Source organism: Enterobacter cloacae complex sp. 394I7, from assembly GCF_057320345.1.
The window spans coordinates 401,641-417,413 of sequence record NZ_JBXWCR010000002.1 but is presented as its reverse complement, the minus strand read 5'-3'; the positions used below and the strand labels follow the sequence as shown (position 1 = coordinate 417,413).

Genomic DNA, 15,773 nt, shown 5'->3' with positions numbered 1-15,773 from the left:
ACCACATCAAATGTTATAACATAACAATAATGAAAGATAATGCGGATGTAAATGAGCGGAGATTAACGGGAGTGTGGCGAAATGTTTCTGGATATCAGCCCGACCCTCTCCCGGCGGAAGAGGGTCGAGCATCAAGCGTTACTGACTGAACGGCGACGCGGCAGGCACGCGCGCCTGTGACACCGCCAGCCCCAGCTGCCATACGGCCATCGCATAGTGAGTGCTGTGGTTATAGCGGGTGATGGTGTAGAAGTTAGGCAGCCCGTACCAGTACTGATAACCCGTACCGACATCCAGACGCAGCAGGCTCGCCTGTTGCGTATTTCCCAGCGGCTGCGTTGGCGTTAAGCCTGCAGCGGCCAGCTGCGAAACGCTGTAGTTGGTTTTAAAGCCGTTCTCAAGCCCTGGTGCCTGGCCGTTAGCCTGCACCGCCACCTGACCGCCCGGCACCCAGCCGTGCGCTTTAAAGTAGTTCGCCACGCTGCCGATGGCATCCACCGGATCCCACAGGTTAATGTGGCCATCTCCGTTAAAGTCGACGGCATATTGCTTATAAGAGGACGGCATAAACTGGCCGTAGCCCATCGCACCGGCAAACGAGCCTTTGAGATCTAACGGGTCATCTTGTTCATTGCGCGCCATCAGCAGGAAGGTTTCCAGCTCAGACGAGAAATATTCAGCGCGACGCGGGTAGTTAAAGGAGAGCGTCGCCAGCGCATCGAGGATACGGGTTTTGCCCATCACGCGGCCCCAGCGGGTTTCCACGCCGATAATCCCGACGATGATTTCAGGCGGTACGCCATACACCTGCCACGCACGGTTCAGCGCATCTTCATATTGGTTCCAGAAGACCACGCCATTTTGCACGTTATCCGGCGTAATGAACTGTTTGCGATAACGCAGCCATGCGCCATTTGGCCCGGTCGGTACCTGAGCCGTCGGTGCCTGGCGATCCATCAAACGCAGAACATAATCCAGTCGCTTCGCCTGCGACAAAATTTCATGCAGTTGCTGGCGGTCAAAACCGTGTTTGCTCACCATTTTATCGATGAACTGCTCGGCCGCCGGGTTATTCGCAAAGTCGCCTCCCATTTGCATCATATTATGCTGCGGCTCCAGCAGGAATCCTCCGGAAGGCGCGCCAGCCGTTTGCTGCACGGCTTCGGTCTTGGGTTTGCTACTACAGGCAGACAGCAGAATAAGCGCAGGTAACAACGCTGCATAACGACGCTTGAACATGTGACATCCATTTAACGGGTTCGATAAGAACCCAGTATGGTAAAGCATCCGCAACACCTCAAGGAAGTGGTACGCACCTCCCCCACCAAATCTTTACGCTCCCCATCGCAAATCTGTGCAATTTTCATCCACACAAGACTCTCATTGGCAATTAACTTTCAAAATAATCCATTTTTCTTTCATTGTGAGATCTAATTAACACTTTAAAACCTTTCAAAGTGATTATTATTAGCCTCGGTTATACAAAAACAAAAAAGCCCCACAGGAGAGAAGAATGATAGAAACCATCACCCACGGCGCCGAGTGGTTCATCGGGCTGTTTCAGAAAGGCGGAGAAGTGTTCACCGGCATGGTGACCGGGATCCTGCCCCTGCTGATTAGCCTGCTGGTCATCATGAACGCGCTGATTAACTTTATCGGCCAGCAACGCATTGAACGTTTTGCCCAGCGCTGCGCCAGCAATCCGCTGTCCCGTTACCTGGTTCTGCCCTTCATCGGTACGTTTGTTTTTTGCAACCCGATGACGCTGAGCCTCGGCCGCTTTATGCCTGAAAAGTACAAACCCAGCTATTACGCCGCAGCCTCCTACAGCTGCCACTCCATGAATGGCCTGTTCCCGCATATCAACCCCGGCGAGCTGTTTGTCTATCTGGGCATTGCCAGCGGCCTGACCACGCTTGGCCTGCCGCTCGGTCCGCTGGCGGTGAGTTATCTGCTGGTCGGTCTGGTCACCAACTTTTTCCGCGGCTGGGTCACGGACCTCACCACCGCCATTTTCGAGAAGAAAATGGGTATCCAGCTTGAACAGAAAGTCCATCTTTCAGGAGCCGCAGCATGAGCCGTATTCGCATTGAAAAAGGAACGGGCGGCTGGGGCGGCCCGCTGGAATTCGACGCCACTGAAGGCAAAAAAATCGTCTATATCACCGCAGGTACACGTCCGGCCATTGTCGACAAACTGCGTGAGCTGACCGGCTGGGAAGCGGTCGACGGCTTCAAAGAGGGCGAACCGCCTGAACCGGAAATTGGTGTGGCGGTGATCGACTGCGGCGGCACGCTGCGCTGCGGCATCTACCCCAAGCGGCGTATTCCTACCGTGAATATCCATTCCACCGGTAAATCAGGTCCGCTGGCGCAGTACATCCTGGAGGACATTTATGTCTCCGGCGTGAAGGAGGAAAACATTCACCTGGCACAAGGGTCTGTTGCCCCTCAGAAAGCGGCCCCGCGCGATTACGACACGAGTAAAAAAATCACCGAACAGAGTGACGGCCTGCTGGCAAAAGTCGGAATGGGGATGGGCTCTGCCGTGGCCGTGCTGTTCCAGTCCGGGCGCGACACCATCGACACGGTGCTGAAAACCATTCTGCCGTTTATGGCATTCGTTTCGGCGCTGATCGGCATCATCATGGCCTCGGGTCTGGGCGACTGGATTGCCCACGGCCTCGCCCCGCTGGCGAGCCACCCGCTCGGGCTGGTGACGCTGGCGCTGATCTGCTCCTTCCCGCTGCTGTCGCCGTTTCTCGGCCCGGGCGCGGTCATTGCGCAGGTTATCGGCGTGCTGATTGGCGTGCAGATTGGCCTTGGCAACATTCCCCCGCATCTGGCTCTGCCCGCCCTGTTTGCCATTAACGCCCAGGCGGCGTGTGATTTCATTCCTGTCGGGCTGTCGCTGGCAGAAGCGCGCCAGGACACCGTGCGCGTTGGCGTGCCGTCTGTACTGGTCAGCCGTTTCCTGACCGGCGCACCGACGGTGCTGATTGCCTGGTTTGTCTCCGGCTTTATTTACCAATAAGAGGTTCCTGTGATGACCGTAATTTACCAGACCACCATCACCCGCATTGGCCAGAGCGCGGCCGATGCGCTCAGCGACAAGATGCTGATTACCTTCCGCGAAGGTGCGCCCGCGGATATCGAAGAGTTTTGCTTTATCCACTGTCACGGCGAGATGAACGGCGAGCTGAAGGCCGGGAGCCAGCTGGAGTTGGGCGACGCGCGCTACGCCGTGACCGCCGTCGGCGACGTGGCCGGACAAAACCTGCGGGAGCTCGGCCATATCACTTTGCGTTTTGATGGCCAGCCGCAGGCGGAATATCCCGGTACGGTTCATGTGGATGGCCCGGTTCCGCAGGCTGTCACCCCAGGCTGCACGTTGAAGTTTGTTGCGTAATTTAAGGAGAAAGATATGAGTCAGGTTGCCGTTGTCATTGGTGGGGGACAAACCTTAGGCGAGTTCCTCTGCCGTGGGCTTGCTGCAGAGGGTTACCGCGTGGCGGTAGTGGATATTCAGAGTGAAAAAGCCGCACGCGTGGCGGACACCATCAACACCGAATTGGGTGAAGGAATGGCCTACGGATTTGGTGCTGATGCCACCAGCGAGCAGAGCGTGATGGCGCTGGCCCGCGGCGTGGACGAGATTTTTGGCCGTACCGACCTGCTGGTATACAGCGCAGGGATAGCCAAAGCGGCCTTTATCAGCGATTTCGAACTGGGGGACTTCGACCGCTCCCTGCAGGTTAACCTGGTGGGCTATTTCCTCTGCGCACGCGAGTTTTCCCGTCTGATGATCCGCGATGGCATTCAGGGGCGCATCATCCAGATCAACTCGAAATCGGGCAAAGTGGGCAGCAAACACAACTCCGGTTACAGCGCGGCGAAATTTGGCGGCGTAGGGCTGACGCAATCTCTGGCCCTCGATCTGGCCGAATATGGCATTACCGTTCACTCGCTGATGCTGGGCAACCTGCTGAAATCGCCGATGTTCCAGTCCCTGCTGCCGCAATATGCCACCAAGCTCGGGCTGAAAGAGGAGGAAGTGGAGCAGTATTACATCGACAAAGTGCCGCTGAAGCGCGGCTGCGATTATCAGGACGTGCTGAACATGCTGCTGTTTTATGCCAGCCCCCAAGCCTCTTACTGCACCGGGCAGTCCATTAATGTCACCGGCGGGCAGGTGATGTTCTGATCGAACACGCTGATGCCCGTATCCCCCTCTCCTTCGGGAGAGGGAACAACAAGGAGCTCGTATGGTTACCGCACTCATTACCGTTGCCGCCATCGCCTGGATGTGCCAGCTGATCTTTGGCGGCTGGCAAATCCGCCAGTTTAACCGCGCGTTTGATGCCCTGTGTCAGAAAGGGCGCGTGGGCGTCGGGCGTTCCGGCGGGCGTTTCAAACCGCGCGTGGTGGTTGCCATTGCGCTGGACGAACACAATACGGTCTGCGATTCCCTCATCATGCGCGGGATGACCGTTTTTGCCCGCCCGGCGAAAATCCAGGCGATTAACGGGATATCGCTGCAGGAATTACAACCCGATGTGATCTTTCCCCATGATTCGCTCTGTCAGAATGCTCTATCATTAGCGCTTAATCTGAAACATGGATAATTTCGTTGTGAACGCGATAAGCTTGCGAAATTATCATTTCGCAACCTAAGGAATTGAGCGCCTATGAAACCACGTCAGCGTCAGGCGGCCATTCTGGAGCATCTGCAAAAGCAGGGAAAATGCTCGGTAGAAGAACTGGCCCACTACTTTGACACCACCGGCACGACAATACGAAAGGATCTGGTATTGCTCGAAAACTCTGGTGCAGTCATCCGAACCTACGGCGGCGTGATGCTCAACAAAGATGAAGCCGACCCGCCTATCGATCACAAAACGCTGATCAATACTCACCAGAAAGCGCTGATTGCCGAGGTCGCCGTAAAATTTATCCATGATGGCGACTCCATTATCCTTGATGCAGGCAGCACCGTGCTGCAGATGATCCCGATGCTCAGCCGCTTTAACAACATCACGGTGATGACCAACAGTCTGCACATCGTCAACGCCCTGTCGGAGTTCGACAGCGAGCAAACCATTCTGATGCCCGGCGGGACGTTCCGTAAAAAATCTGCGTCGTTTCACGGTCAACTGGCGGAAAACGCCTTTGAACACTTCAGCTTTGATAAACTCTTTATGGGCACGGACGGTATCGATTTGAACGCCGGCGTGACGACCTTTAACGAGGTGTTCAGCGTCAGCAAAGCGATGTGCAACGCCGCGCGCGAAGTGATTTTGATGGCAGACTCGTCGAAGTTTGGCCGTAAAAGTCCCAACATAGTCTGCAGCCTTGAAAGCGTCGATAAGCTCATTACCGACGCAGGTATCGACCCGGCGTTCAAAAAAGCGCTGGAAGAGAAAGGGATCGACGTGATTGTAACCGGAGAGAGAGATGAGTGATTTTCTGTTAAACGCAGGCCGCCAGACCCTGATGCTGGAGCTGCAGGAAGCCAGCCGCCTGCCGGAACGTCTGGGCGAGGATTTTGTGCGCGCGGCAAACACCATTATCCAGTGCGAAGGTAAAGTGGTGGTCTCCGGGATCGGCAAGTCCGGTCATATCGGCAAAAAGATTGCCGCTACGCTTGCCAGCACCGGCACACCGGCGTTCTTCGTGCATCCGGCTGAAGCGCTGCACGGCGATCTGGGGATGATTGAAAGCCGCGACGTGATGCTGTTTATCTCCTACTCCGGTTCGGCCAAAGAGCTGGATCTCATCATCCCGCGTCTGCAGGAAAAATCGGTCGCGCTGCTGGCGATGACCGGTAAATCCCGCTCACCGCTGGCACTGGCGGCCAAAGCTACGCTTGATATCTCCGTTGAGCGCGAAGCCTGCCCGATGCACCTCGCTCCCACCTCCAGCACCGTAAATACGCTGATGATGGGCGACGCGCTGGCAATGGCGGTAATGCAGGCACGCGGCTTTAACGAAGAAGATTTTGCCCGCTCGCACCCGGCGGGCGCGCTCGGTGCGCGACTGCTCAATAAAGTTCATCATCTGATGCGGACCGACGAGGCCATTCCGCAGGTCAAACTCAACACCAGCGTAATGGATGCGATGCTGGAACTGAGCCGCACCGGGCTGGGTCTGGTAGCGGTGTGCGATGAAACCGGTAGCGTTAAAGGCGTGTTTACCGACGGCGACCTGCGCCGCTGGCTGGTGGGCGGCGGCAAGCTGGAATCCCAGGTTTCGGAAGCGATGACCCGGGGCGGGTTGACCCTGAACGCCGAGAGCCGCGCCATCGAAGCCAAAGAGGTGCTGATGAAACGCAAAATCACCGCCGCGCCGGTGGTGGATGAGCACGGCACGCTGTGCGGCGCCATCAACCTGCAGGATTTCTACCAGGCCGGGATTATTTAACCTTTGAGTCCCAGACGTTTCGCCAGCCGGTGCAGGTTGGCGACGTCCATTTCCAGCGCTCGCGCGCACGCCGCCCAGCTGCGGTTATTCTGCTCCAGCGCGCGGGCGATCGTCTGACGCTGAAACGCTTCTGTTGCTTCCCGCAGGTTCTCATGGGCCATTTCCGGCGCGGCAGGCGTAACGAACGAAGCGGTGTCATCGTGCAATGCGAAATGCCGCGCGTGGATCACCACCTCATCTCCCGAACGTGTCGCCCGCGCCAGCACCACGGCGCGGTGAATCGCATGTTCCAGTTCGCGTACGTTACCCGGCCAGCCGTAGCGCATCAGATGGGCTCGCGCGCCGGGGCTTAATACCACGCGGGAAAGGCCCATTCGTAACCGACATTGCTCGCAGAAAAAACCCGCCAGCAGCACCACATCGTCACCGCGCTCGCGTAGCGGCGGCACGGTAAGCGGAAACACGCTCAGACGATGGTACAGGTCAGCGCGAAAATTCCCGGCCAACACCTCTTCGCGCAGGTCACGGTTGGTTGCCGCCAGCACACGCACGTTGACTCTCAGGCTGCGATCGTCGCCGACGCGCTGAATATCGCCGTACTGCAGGACGCGCAGCAGTTTGGCCTGAAGCGACAGCGACAGTTCGCCAATTTCATCGAGGAACAACGTGCCGTTATCCGCCATTTCGAATTTGCCGCTGCGGTTGCTGATCGCCCCGGTAAACGCCCCTTTGACGTGACCAAACAGCTCACTTTCCGCCACGCTTTCCGGCAGCGCGGCGCAGTTGAGGTACACCAGCGGGTTGACCGCGCGCGGCGAGGCTTCGTGGATGCCCTTCGCCACCAGCTCTTTACCGGTGCCGGTTTCCCCGAAAATCAGCACGTTTAAATCCGAGGCCGCCACGATATCGATCTCTTTTTTTAGCTGCACCATCCCCGGTGACAGCCCAATCATCTCCGTGTGTGCCACCGGTTCAAACGCCGACGGGCTGCCGGGAAGGATGTTCTGGCTCTCCAGCTGTTCGATCAGCAGCGCGTTATTCAGCGCACCGGCGGCCAGCGCGGCAATCAGCCGCAGCTCTTCATCGCTAAAGGTGTCGAACTGATCCGGCGACAGGCCGTCGAGGGTTAATGCCCCAATCAGGTTTTGTCCGGCAAACAGCGGCAGGCCGATACAGGCATGAACTTTCAGGCTCTCCTGCCCCGGGATCAGCCCGTCGTAAGGGTCGGGCAAATCACTGTCCGCCGGAAAGCGCACCACGTCACCGGCCCGCGCGATGGTTTCCAGACGCGGATGGCCTTCCAGGGAGAAGCGTCGCCCAAGAACGTCCTGCGCCAGCCCGTCGATAGCCAGCGGAATAAACTGCCGGGCGTCGTAGCGCAGCAGTGCCGACGCATCGCACGCCAGCACGTGGCGCAGCGTCGAAATCAGCCGCTGAAAACGGTCCTGATGACCGATACCGGTTTGCAGTTCAATGGCAATTTTTGCCAGTACGTCCACGGAAAAGCTCATCTGCGCCTCACTGTCATTTTGACCATTCATATTGTCACAATGACCATAAATCAGATAGTCATATTGACTACCCATTACGAGTAATAAAATTTAAAAACCTTAAAAAACAGCAACATGAAAAACTGGCACGCAACTTGATAAAGGCTAGTCATCTTATTTGAAAAACGCCGTATTAATTGAGGTTGCTATGTCTATTCTGGTTAAAAATAACATTCATTGGGTTGGCCAACGTGACTGGGAAGTGCGTGACTTCCACGGAACGGAGTACAAAACGCTGCGCGGCAGCAGCTACAACAGCTATCTCATCCGTGAAGGCAAAAACGTGCTCATCGATACCGTCGATCACAAATTCAGCCGGGAGTTCGTGCAAAATCTGCGCAGTGAAATCGATCTTGCGGATATCGACTACATCATCATTAACCATGCGGAAGAGGATCATGCCGGGGCGCTGACCGAGTTAATGTCCTGCATTCCCGACACCCCGATTTACTGCACCACCAACGCCATCGACTCGATTAACGGCCATCACCACCACCCGGAGTGGAATTTCCACACCGTCAAAACCGGCGACACGCTGGATATCGGCAACGGCAAACAGCTGATCTTCGTTGAAACCCCGATGCTGCACTGGCCCGACAGTATGATGACCTACATGACCGGCGATGCGGTGCTGTTCAGCAACGATGCCTTCGGCCAGCACTATTGTGACGAGCGCCTGTTTAACGATGAAGTGGATCAAACCGAGCTGTTCGAACAGTGTCAGCGCTACTACGCCAATATCCTGACGCCGTTCAGCCGTCTGGTGACGCCAAAAATCACCGAAATCCTCGGCTTTAACCTGCCCGTGGATATGATAGCCACCTCTCACGGCGTGGTGTGGCGCGAAAACCCCACCCAGATCGTGGAGCTGTACCTCAAATGGGCCGCGGATTATCAGGAAGACCGTATCACGCTTTTCTACGACACCATGTCTAATAACACCCGCATGATGGCGGACGCCATTGCGCAGGGTATTAACGAAGTCGACCCGAACGTGGCGGTGAAAATCTTCAACGTGGCGCGTAGCGATAAAAACGAGATCCTGACCAACGTCTTCCGCTCCAAGGGCGTGCTGGTGGGCACCTCCACGATGAACAACGTGATGATGCCGAAAATTGCAGGCCTTGTGGAAGAGATGACCGGCCTGCGCTTTCGTAATAAACGGGCCAGCGCATTTGGCTCCCACGGCTGGAGCGGCGGCGCAGTAGACCGGCTCTCCACGCGTTTGCAGGATGCCGGTTTTGAGATGTCCATGAGCCTGAAGGCGAAATGGCGTCCGGACATCGACGCGCTTGAATTGTGCCGCCAGCATGGCCGTGACATTGCGCGTCAGTGGGCGCTCGCGCCGCTCCCCGACATGAACGCCAAAAACCCCGCGCCGCAACAAGCCTGCGCCGCAGCGGTCGCTGACTTTGGCCCTCGCATGCAGTGCAGCGTCTGTCAGTGGATTTACGACCCGGCACAGGGCGAGCCGCTGCAGGATGTTGCCCCCGGTACCCCCTGGTGCGACGTGCCGGACAATTTCCTCTGCCCGGAATGTTCCCTGGGAAAAGAGGTCTTTGACGAACTGGCGACGGAGGCACAATGAACCACGGTATCGTTATCATCGGCTCGGGCTTTGCCGCCCGCCAGCTGGTGAAAAACATTCGCAAGCAAGACGCCCGCGTGCCGTTGACGCTCATTGCCGCCGACAGCATGGACGAGTACAACAAGCCTGATTTAAGCCACGTTATCAGCCAGAATCAGCGAGCCGAAGACCTCACCCGCCAGACCGCGGGGGCGTTCGCGGAACAGTTTAGTCTGCGGTTATTTCCGCACACCTGGATAACCGACATCGACGCCGCCGCCCATGTGGTGAAAGCAAAAGACAAAACCTGGCAATACGACAAGCTGGTGCTGGCGACAGGGGCTTCTGCTTTTGTGCCGCCGGTGGAAGGCCGGGAACTGATGATCACCCTCAACAGCCAGCAGGCGTATCAGGCCAGTGAAACCCTGCTGCGTGACGCGAAGCGGGTGATGATTGTCGGCGCAGGGTTGATTGGCACAGAGCTGGCGATGGATTTTAGCCGGGCGGGTAAATCCGTCTCCCTGGTCGACCATGCGGCAAGCATTTTGTCGGCGCTGATGCCCGCAGAAGTAAGTAGTCGCTTACAGCATCGTCTGACCGATATGGGCGTACATCTGCTGCTGAAATCCCAGCTGCAAAGCCTGAAGAAAACCGGGAGTGGGATTCATGCAACGCTCGACCGCAGCCGCAGCGTTGAGGTGGATGTGGTGGTTGCCGCCACGGGCCTGCGTCCGGAAACGGCGCTGGCGCATCGCGCCGGCGCGGAAACAGGTCGTGGCGTGAAGGTAGACAGCTACCTGCAAACCACGCAGCCCGATATTTACGCCCTGGGTGACTGCGCTGAAATTAACGGACAGGTCCTGCCCTTCCTGCAGCCTATTCAACTGAGCGCCATGTACCTCGCGAAAAACCTGTCTGGCGGCAGTGCGCCACTGAAATTACCCGCCATGCTGGTAAAAGTAAAAACGCCAGCGCTCCCGCTGCACCTGGCAGGCGAAACCGAGCGTCCGGACCTGCACTGGCAACTCACCATTGAACCTCAGGGAATGGTGGCTCGTGGGTGCGACAGCGAAGGACAGATGCGCGCCTTTGTAGTGAGCGAAGATCGGATGAAAGAGGCTTTCGCTCTGCTGAAATCATTACCCGCTTAACGCTGATTCGCCTGCCACGCTAACGTAACCTTTGGATTTTATGGTCCACAGCCCCGATGTCCCGGGGCTTTTTTTTCAACGTCGTTTAGCCAGATAACGACAATGATGTTCAGACGCCGCGTCAGGAGCGCACGACAAGCGCATCGTAGCCGCGCCAGCGATAGTTGATCATGGAAATCAGCCAGCAGGCAACGAACAGCCCGACCACCACGAACCCGGCGTTACCGAGGTTGTCATTAACTGCGCCAATGCGATCCCAGAGGCCTCCGCTGAGGGCAAACTTATCCATCAACAGACCCAGAGCTTCCAGCCCGCCGATAAACAGCGCCACCACCACGGAGGTACCGGTGATGGTCATGTTGTAGTAAAGCTTGCGCTGCGGCTTGTTAAACGCCCAGCCGTAAGCGCCGACCATCAGCAGATTGTCGAGGGTATCGACCAGCGCCATACCGCTGGCAAACAGCGCCGGGAAGATCATGATGGACCAGACTGACATCCCGTTTGACGCGCTGGCGGCTGAAATCCCAAGCACACCGATTTCCGTCGCGGTATCAAACCCCAGACCAAACAGGAAACCGACCAGGTACATCTGCCAGCTCTTGTTCACCAGGCGGAACGTTGCGCCAAACAGCCAGTTCATGACTCCGCCTGATGCCGGAAGCGTGATGTCGTCACGCGTGACCTGACCGTTCTTCAGCGCCTGAAAATTACGCCACACGCCGCGCAAAATCACCAGATTGACCAGCGCCATCGCCAGCAGAAACGTTGCAGAAACGGCGGTGCCAATCAGGCTGCCGGTTTCATGAAACCATGCCATATTCTTCTGAAACGCCGTGGCGGTGGCCGCAATGGCAATGGAGGCCAGCACCACAATGGTGGAGTGTCCCAGAGAGAACCATGCCCCCACGCCGGAAGGGCGTTTACCCTGCTGCATCATCTTACGCGTGACGGTATCAATGGCCGCGATGTGGTCGGCATCCACCGCATGACGGAGTCCATAACACCAGGCCAGCAGGCTGGCGGCCATCAGCGCCGTACTGCCGCTGAAGGTTTGCCATGCCCAGCCCCATGCCAGAAGATTAGCCATTACCAGAGCCAGCAGCAGAAACGCCGCGCGGGGTTCATTGCGTAAGAGTCGTAACATTTTACATCCTTTGTGAACATGACCGGGCGGCAGCAACCACCGCCTGCCCGAAGGAGATAGCGCCGTCACCTGACGGCAGATGATGAGGAAAAAGCAGCGTGAAGTCTGAGAGGTAATGGCGCAGTCGCGCGCGCAGCAGACGGTTATGTAACACGCCGCCGCTGAAGCATACGGTGGAAAGCCCCAGTCGCCGGGTATGGGAGGTGACAAGCTCCGCCAGCCCTTTCGCCAGCGCATCGTGAAACGCCCATGCCCGCTCGCAGGGTTCCGCCTGCCAGTTCAGCCACTGTTGCCAGAAGCGCGTAAGGTTATCAGCCTGAAGCGTAACCGGATGTTGAACGTCGTGGCACTGCGCGGCCAGCGCTTCAAGCCGGCAGGCGGCCTCACCTTCATAGCTCTGGGTTTCTGACGTGATGCCGAGCGCGCAGGCCACCGCGTCGAACAAACGGCCGCAGGATGAGGCCAGCGGCGCGTTTAAACCGCGCTGAATGGCCGTAGCCAGCAGCGGCCAGTTGTGCCGCTGAACGTCACGCGTTTCCGGGTACTGCTGCCAGTCCGGCACAAACGCCAGGCAGTGGGCGAGTAAATTGCGCCACGGCTGCATGGCAGCCCTGTCCCCACCCGGCAGCGTAACCGCAGGCAGACCGCCCAGACGTTCGCAGTCGAGATAGTTTACCCGCAGGCACTCTCCGCCCCACAGCGCGCCGTTTTCACCCATGCCGATCCCATCCAGCGTCAGGGCAATGACATCTCCGCCCTCAAGCGGCCAGCCGTTTTCTGCCATGCATGCCGCCGCGTGAGCGTGGTGGTGAAGCACGGTGTCGATCGGCAAAGCCTGGGCTTGCGCCCACTGTCGGGCGTGATAGCCCGGATGGGCGTCGCATACCACGCGCTGCGGCTGAAACGCATAGATCTGCTGCATCATCGACAGCGCCGAACGCCACTGGGCCTCGACACCGTCGTCACTCAGATCGCCAAAGTGCTGACTCAGTACCGCCTGGTTACCGCGCACCAGACAGAAGGTATTTTTCATATCAGCACCGGTGCACACCATCGCCGGGACAGCGCTGAAACCGGCGGGCAGCGTGATGGCATCCGGCACAAAACCGCGCGCGCGGCGCAGCATCATACCGTCCTGATCCATCACGGAATCATCCATACGCTGCAGGATGTCGCGGTTGTGCAGCAGGAATCCGTCAGCGATGTCGCCCAGTTCATCCAGTGCCTGCTGGCAGGTGATGGCCGGCGGACGCCCGCTGAGGTTGCCGGAGGTCATCACCAGCGGGCGCTGGCAGTCCATCATCAGCACATGCTGTAGTGGGTTAGCGGGCAGCATCAGGCCAACGGTGTCCAGCCCTGGCGCAATCGCGTCAGGAAGCGGAGGACACCATGCTTTTGGCGTGATCACGATGGGCGCTGCGGGCGAGCGCAGCAGCGTTTGCACCGATTCCGGCAGTCCCTCCGCCTGCGGGATCATGACCGCCAGTGGCTTTATCGGGCGCTGTTTGCGCGCCCGCAGGGTTGCCACCGCCTGCGCGTTGGATGCGTCACAGGCAAGGTGAAAACCGCCCAGCCCTTTGATGGCGACAATCCCGCCATTTTTGAGCATGTGGACCGCCGCACTCAGCGCAGACTCGCGGGTGGCAACAGCCTCGCCCGAGCGCCATTCCAGCTCGGGTCCACAATCCGGACAGGCTACCGGCTGCGCGTGAAAACGGCGGTCAGCGGGATTGCGGTACTCGGTTTCACACGGCTCACAGAGGGGAAATGCCGCCATTGACGTGGCCGGGCGGTCATAGGGCATGGCGCGAATGATGGTAAAACGTGGACCGCAATGGGTACAGTTGATAAACGGATAGCGATAACGCCGCGCTCGGGGATCGCGCATTTCAGCCAGGCACGCCGGGCAGGTAGCGGCATCCGGCACAATCTGGGTGTCCATCGCTCCGCCCGCGCTATGGCGAATGGTGAACGCCTGCGGCACCGTTGCCCAGGTAAACGGCTGGCTGTCGACAGCATCGATACGTGCCAGCGGTGGGCAGTCCTGATGCAGCCTCGCGGTAAAGGCCCCCCCATTACCCGCGAGACGCACCAGCACGCCCTCTCCGTCATTACAAACGTCACCCGTCAGCTGTAGCTGATGCGCCAGTTGCCAGACGAAGGGACGAAACCCTACCCCCTGCACCTTGCCGCGCACCCGCAACTGTACGCCGTTATCGCCCATCGCGACTTAAAACAGCAGTGACGATGACGTGTCGAACGCGGCACGACGGCGTTTTTCCGCGCTCATCTGCTCAAGCTTGTCGCGATCCACGCAGACCAGGGCGTGCGTCGGGCAGGCTTCCATACAGGCCGGGCCGGCGTCACGGTGGTAGCAGAGGTCGCATTTATTGGCTTCCGCTTTTTCCGCGCGCACGCTCAGCCCCATGCCGCTGTTGCGCACAACCGGACGCACCACGACTTCCATCGCACCGTACGGGCAGGCAACCACACAGGTTTTGCAGCCGATGCAGCGCTCCTGCATCACATGCACGAATCCTTTCTCACGTTTGATGGCCCCGTTTGGGCAGACGTTAGCGCACGGCGCATCCTCACACTGGCGACAAATAGCGGCCGTGGAGATATTCACACCTTTAATGACGTGGATCCGCGGTAAAAAGGTATCAGGGGTGAGCGACGCGCAATCCTGCTCCGCCTGATGGGAAACCACACACGCCACTTCACAGGTACGGCAGCCAATGCATTTACTGGCATCGGCCATAATAAAACGGTTCATCTGCTTCTCCAGCATTACAGTCCTGCGCGGAGATATACATAAACCGTGCCAATTATTAACCTGTTGATTTTCTGCGGTTTATAAAATGACAGCAGGGCTGTCATCGTCACTTCTGACGATGACAGCTGTCGACATCAGCGGTGAGGCCCGTCAATAACCGAGTCACGCAGGATAAGCTCGCCGGAGAAGGTTTGCTGGTACTTAAACTCACCGCCATCCAGCAGGAAGATCAGGCGGCTAATGGTCTCTTTGATCATCTCCGTCACCGGAATGCGCACGCTGGAGAGCGAGGGGACGATGTAGGGGGCGATGGCCACATCGTCAAAGCCAATCACCGACACGACATCCGGGGTGGCGATCCCGCACTCGTGCAGCTGTTTCATGGCACCAATCGCCATATCGTCATTACTCGCCACCAGCGCCGAAAAGGTTTCACCGCGCGAAAGCAGCTCAGACACCGCTGCCGCACCGCTGGCCGGGTTCCATTTCCCCTGCGCAATCAGCGACGGGCGCAGCGGGATCTGGTGCTGTGCCAGGGCGTCTTTGTAGCCCGAGAGACGCTCAACGCCCGTGGGGGAATCCAGCGAACCGGTGATAAACGCAATCTCCCGGTGCCCTTTCTGAATCAGCTGCGACACGGCGTCCTGGCAGGAGGCTTTATGATCTGACCAGACGCTGTGACTGCTGTTTTTCCGTAAGCGGCGGTTAAGGACCATAATCGGCTGTTCGCATTTCTCAACAATATCGTCCATCTCATCCACGCTCAGGAAACGCGGGTAAATGATCACCGCGTCACAGCGCATATCGAGCAAATACTGAATGGCCTCGCGCTCTTCATCCGCACTGTGCTTACCGTCCGCCAGGATCAGCTGCCGCCCTTTCTCTTCCGTCATGCGGGCGGCGTGAAAGAGCAGTTCGCTAAAATAGACGCCGTGATAAAGGGTGTTGGTGACCACCAGACCCAGCGTCTGGGTACGTTTGGTCGCCAGATTTCGTGCCAGCAAATTCGGGCGATAGCCGCTCTCTTCAATCGCCTGAAACACCCGGTCTTTGGTCTCCTGGCTGACGTAGCCATTGCCCGACAATACCCTGGAAACCGTCGCTTTCGAAACGCCTGCCCGCTTCGCGACTTCAAGCATCGTGGTCATCGTAATCTTCCGTTTGAA

The 15,773-nt window shown here is 58.0% G+C and carries 15 protein-coding genes; 9 read left to right on the top strand and 6 right to left on the bottom strand.

What is annotated here, in order from left to right; all coding sequences use genetic code 11:
• Window positions 1–138 precede the first annotated feature (138 nt).
• Window positions 139–1,239: a lytic murein transglycosylase B gene (mltB, locus tag AC2FAP_RS13050; protein ID WP_025203388.1), complete on the bottom strand. Its 1,101-nt coding sequence runs from the start codon at window positions 1,237–1,239 to the stop codon at window positions 139–141.
• A 274-nt stretch (window positions 1,240–1,513) separates the two neighbouring features.
• Here mltB and srlA point away from each other — a divergent pair, with 274 nt between their 5' ends.
• From srlA to gutQ, 7 genes are all read left to right on the top strand, one after another.
• Window positions 1,514–2,077, top strand: coding sequence for a PTS glucitol/sorbitol transporter subunit IIC (gene srlA / locus AC2FAP_RS13045; RefSeq protein WP_449541290.1), 564 nt, complete (start codon window positions 1,514–1,516; stop codon window positions 2,075–2,077).
• Window positions 2,074–3,033 (top strand): PTS glucitol/sorbitol transporter subunit IIB, encoded by a 960-nt coding sequence (srlE, locus tag AC2FAP_RS13040; protein WP_182268855.1) that lies wholly within the window; start codon window positions 2,074–2,076, stop codon window positions 3,031–3,033. The genes srlA and srlE overlap by 4 nt, the downstream gene beginning before the upstream one ends.
• Window positions 3,034–3,045: 12 nt before the next feature.
• Window positions 3,046–3,408, top strand: coding sequence for a PTS glucitol/sorbitol transporter subunit IIA (gene srlB / locus AC2FAP_RS13035; RefSeq protein ID WP_020883848.1), 363 nt, complete (start codon window positions 3,046–3,048; stop codon window positions 3,406–3,408).
• Between the two features lie 15 nt (window positions 3,409–3,423).
• On the top strand, window positions 3,424–4,203 hold the full coding sequence (srlD, locus tag AC2FAP_RS13030; protein WP_063925523.1) for a sorbitol-6-phosphate dehydrogenase: 780 nt from the start codon (window positions 3,424–3,426) through the stop codon (window positions 4,201–4,203).
• A gap of 61 nt (window positions 4,204–4,264) precedes the next feature.
• Window positions 4,265–4,624 (top strand): transcriptional regulator GutM, encoded by a 360-nt coding sequence (gutM, locus tag AC2FAP_RS13025; RefSeq protein WP_047366619.1) that lies wholly within the window; start codon window positions 4,265–4,267, stop codon window positions 4,622–4,624.
• Between the two features lie 63 nt (window positions 4,625–4,687).
• Complete coding sequence (srlR, locus tag AC2FAP_RS13020) at window positions 4,688–5,461, top strand: glucitol operon DNA-binding transcriptional repressor SrlR (protein ID WP_485452947.1); 774 nt, start codon at window positions 4,688–4,690, stop codon at window positions 5,459–5,461.
• Window positions 5,454–6,419 (top strand): arabinose-5-phosphate isomerase GutQ, encoded by a 966-nt coding sequence (gene gutQ / locus AC2FAP_RS13015; RefSeq protein ID WP_014171349.1) that lies wholly within the window; start codon window positions 5,454–5,456, stop codon window positions 6,417–6,419. Before srlR ends, gutQ begins: the two co-directional genes overlap by 8 nt.
• Here gutQ and norR read toward each other — a convergent pair.
• The gene (gene norR / locus AC2FAP_RS13010) at window positions 6,416–7,930 is read right to left on the bottom strand and encodes a nitric oxide reductase transcriptional regulator NorR (protein WP_025203385.1); all 1,515 of its coding nucleotides are present in this window, start codon (window positions 7,928–7,930) and stop codon (window positions 6,416–6,418) included. The two genes, gutQ and norR, sit on opposite strands and share 4 nt — an antisense overlap.
• A gap of 187 nt (window positions 7,931–8,117) precedes the next feature.
• On the opposite strand from norR, the gene norV reads away from it, so the two are divergent.
• Window positions 8,118–9,557 carry an anaerobic nitric oxide reductase flavorubredoxin gene (gene norV / locus AC2FAP_RS13005; RefSeq protein WP_182268853.1) on the top strand — a complete coding sequence of 480 codons (1,440 nt, stop codon included), beginning with the start codon at window positions 8,118–8,120 and terminating at the stop codon, window positions 9,555–9,557.
• The gene (gene norW / locus AC2FAP_RS13000) at window positions 9,554–10,687 is read left to right on the top strand and encodes an NADH:flavorubredoxin reductase NorW (protein WP_040018924.1); all 1,134 of its coding nucleotides are present in this window, start codon (window positions 9,554–9,556) and stop codon (window positions 10,685–10,687) included. Before norV ends, norW begins: the two co-directional genes overlap by 4 nt.
• Window positions 10,688–10,808: 121 nt before the next feature.
• On the opposite strand, the gene AC2FAP_RS12995 is transcribed toward norW, so the two are convergent.
• The 4 genes from AC2FAP_RS12995 to AC2FAP_RS12980 form a co-directional block, all read right to left on the bottom strand.
• Window positions 10,809–11,831, bottom strand: a complete 1,023-nt coding sequence (locus tag AC2FAP_RS12995; RefSeq protein ID WP_040018923.1) for a HoxN/HupN/NixA family nickel/cobalt transporter — start codon at window positions 11,829–11,831, stop codon at window positions 10,809–10,811.
• Window position 11,832: 1 nt separating this feature from the next.
• Window positions 11,833–14,055 (bottom strand): carbamoyltransferase HypF, encoded by a 2,223-nt coding sequence (gene hypF / locus AC2FAP_RS12990; RefSeq protein ID WP_040018922.1) that lies wholly within the window; start codon window positions 14,053–14,055, stop codon window positions 11,833–11,835.
• 6 nt (window positions 14,056–14,061) lie between these two features.
• The gene (hydN, locus tag AC2FAP_RS12985) at window positions 14,062–14,607 is read right to left on the bottom strand and encodes an electron transport protein HydN (protein WP_023308960.1); all 546 of its coding nucleotides are present in this window, start codon (window positions 14,605–14,607) and stop codon (window positions 14,062–14,064) included.
• 134 nt (window positions 14,608–14,741) lie between these two features.
• Window positions 14,742–15,755, bottom strand: coding sequence for a LacI family DNA-binding transcriptional regulator (locus AC2FAP_RS12980; protein ID WP_032678843.1), 1,014 nt, complete (start codon window positions 15,753–15,755; stop codon window positions 14,742–14,744).
• Window positions 15,756–15,773 lie beyond the last annotated feature (18 nt).

Excerpts from the sequence above, each read along its gene's own strand:
- hypF (WP_040018922.1), bottom strand. The coding sequence starts at position 14,055 with ATGGGCGATAACGGCGTACAGTTGCGGGTGCGCGGCAAGGTGCAGGGG.
- norR (WP_025203385.1), bottom strand. The coding sequence starts at position 7,930 with ATGAGCTTTTCCGTGGACGTACTGGCAAAAATTGCCATTGAACTGCAA.
- srlR (WP_485452947.1), top strand. The coding sequence starts at position 4,688 with ATGAAACCACGTCAGCGTCAGGCGGCCATTCTGGAGCATCTGCAAAAG.
- norV (WP_182268853.1), top strand. The coding sequence starts at position 8,118 with ATGTCTATTCTGGTTAAAAATAACATTCATTGGGTTGGCCAACGTGAC.
- srlB (WP_020883848.1), top strand. The coding sequence starts at position 3,046 with ATGACCGTAATTTACCAGACCACCATCACCCGCATTGGCCAGAGCGCG.
- norW (WP_040018924.1), top strand. The coding sequence starts at position 9,554 with ATGAACCACGGTATCGTTATCATCGGCTCGGGCTTTGCCGCCCGCCAG.
- AC2FAP_RS12980 (WP_032678843.1), bottom strand. The coding sequence starts at position 15,755 with ATGACCACGATGCTTGAAGTCGCGAAGCGGGCAGGCGTTTCGAAAGCG.
- AC2FAP_RS12995 (WP_040018923.1), bottom strand. The coding sequence starts at position 11,831 with ATGTTACGACTCTTACGCAATGAACCCCGCGCGGCGTTTCTGCTGCTG.
- gutQ (WP_014171349.1), top strand. The coding sequence starts at position 5,454 with ATGAGTGATTTTCTGTTAAACGCAGGCCGCCAGACCCTGATGCTGGAG.
- mltB (WP_025203388.1), bottom strand. The coding sequence starts at position 1,239 with ATGTTCAAGCGTCGTTATGCAGCGTTGTTACCTGCGCTTATTCTGCTG.
- gutM (WP_047366619.1), top strand. The coding sequence starts at position 4,265 with ATGGTTACCGCACTCATTACCGTTGCCGCCATCGCCTGGATGTGCCAG.
- hydN (WP_023308960.1), bottom strand. The coding sequence starts at position 14,607 with ATGAACCGTTTTATTATGGCCGATGCCAGTAAATGCATTGGCTGCCGT.
- srlD (WP_063925523.1), top strand. The coding sequence starts at position 3,424 with ATGAGTCAGGTTGCCGTTGTCATTGGTGGGGGACAAACCTTAGGCGAG.
- srlE (WP_182268855.1), top strand. The coding sequence starts at position 2,074 with ATGAGCCGTATTCGCATTGAAAAAGGAACGGGCGGCTGGGGCGGCCCG.
- srlA (WP_449541290.1), top strand. The coding sequence starts at position 1,514 with ATGATAGAAACCATCACCCACGGCGCCGAGTGGTTCATCGGGCTGTTT.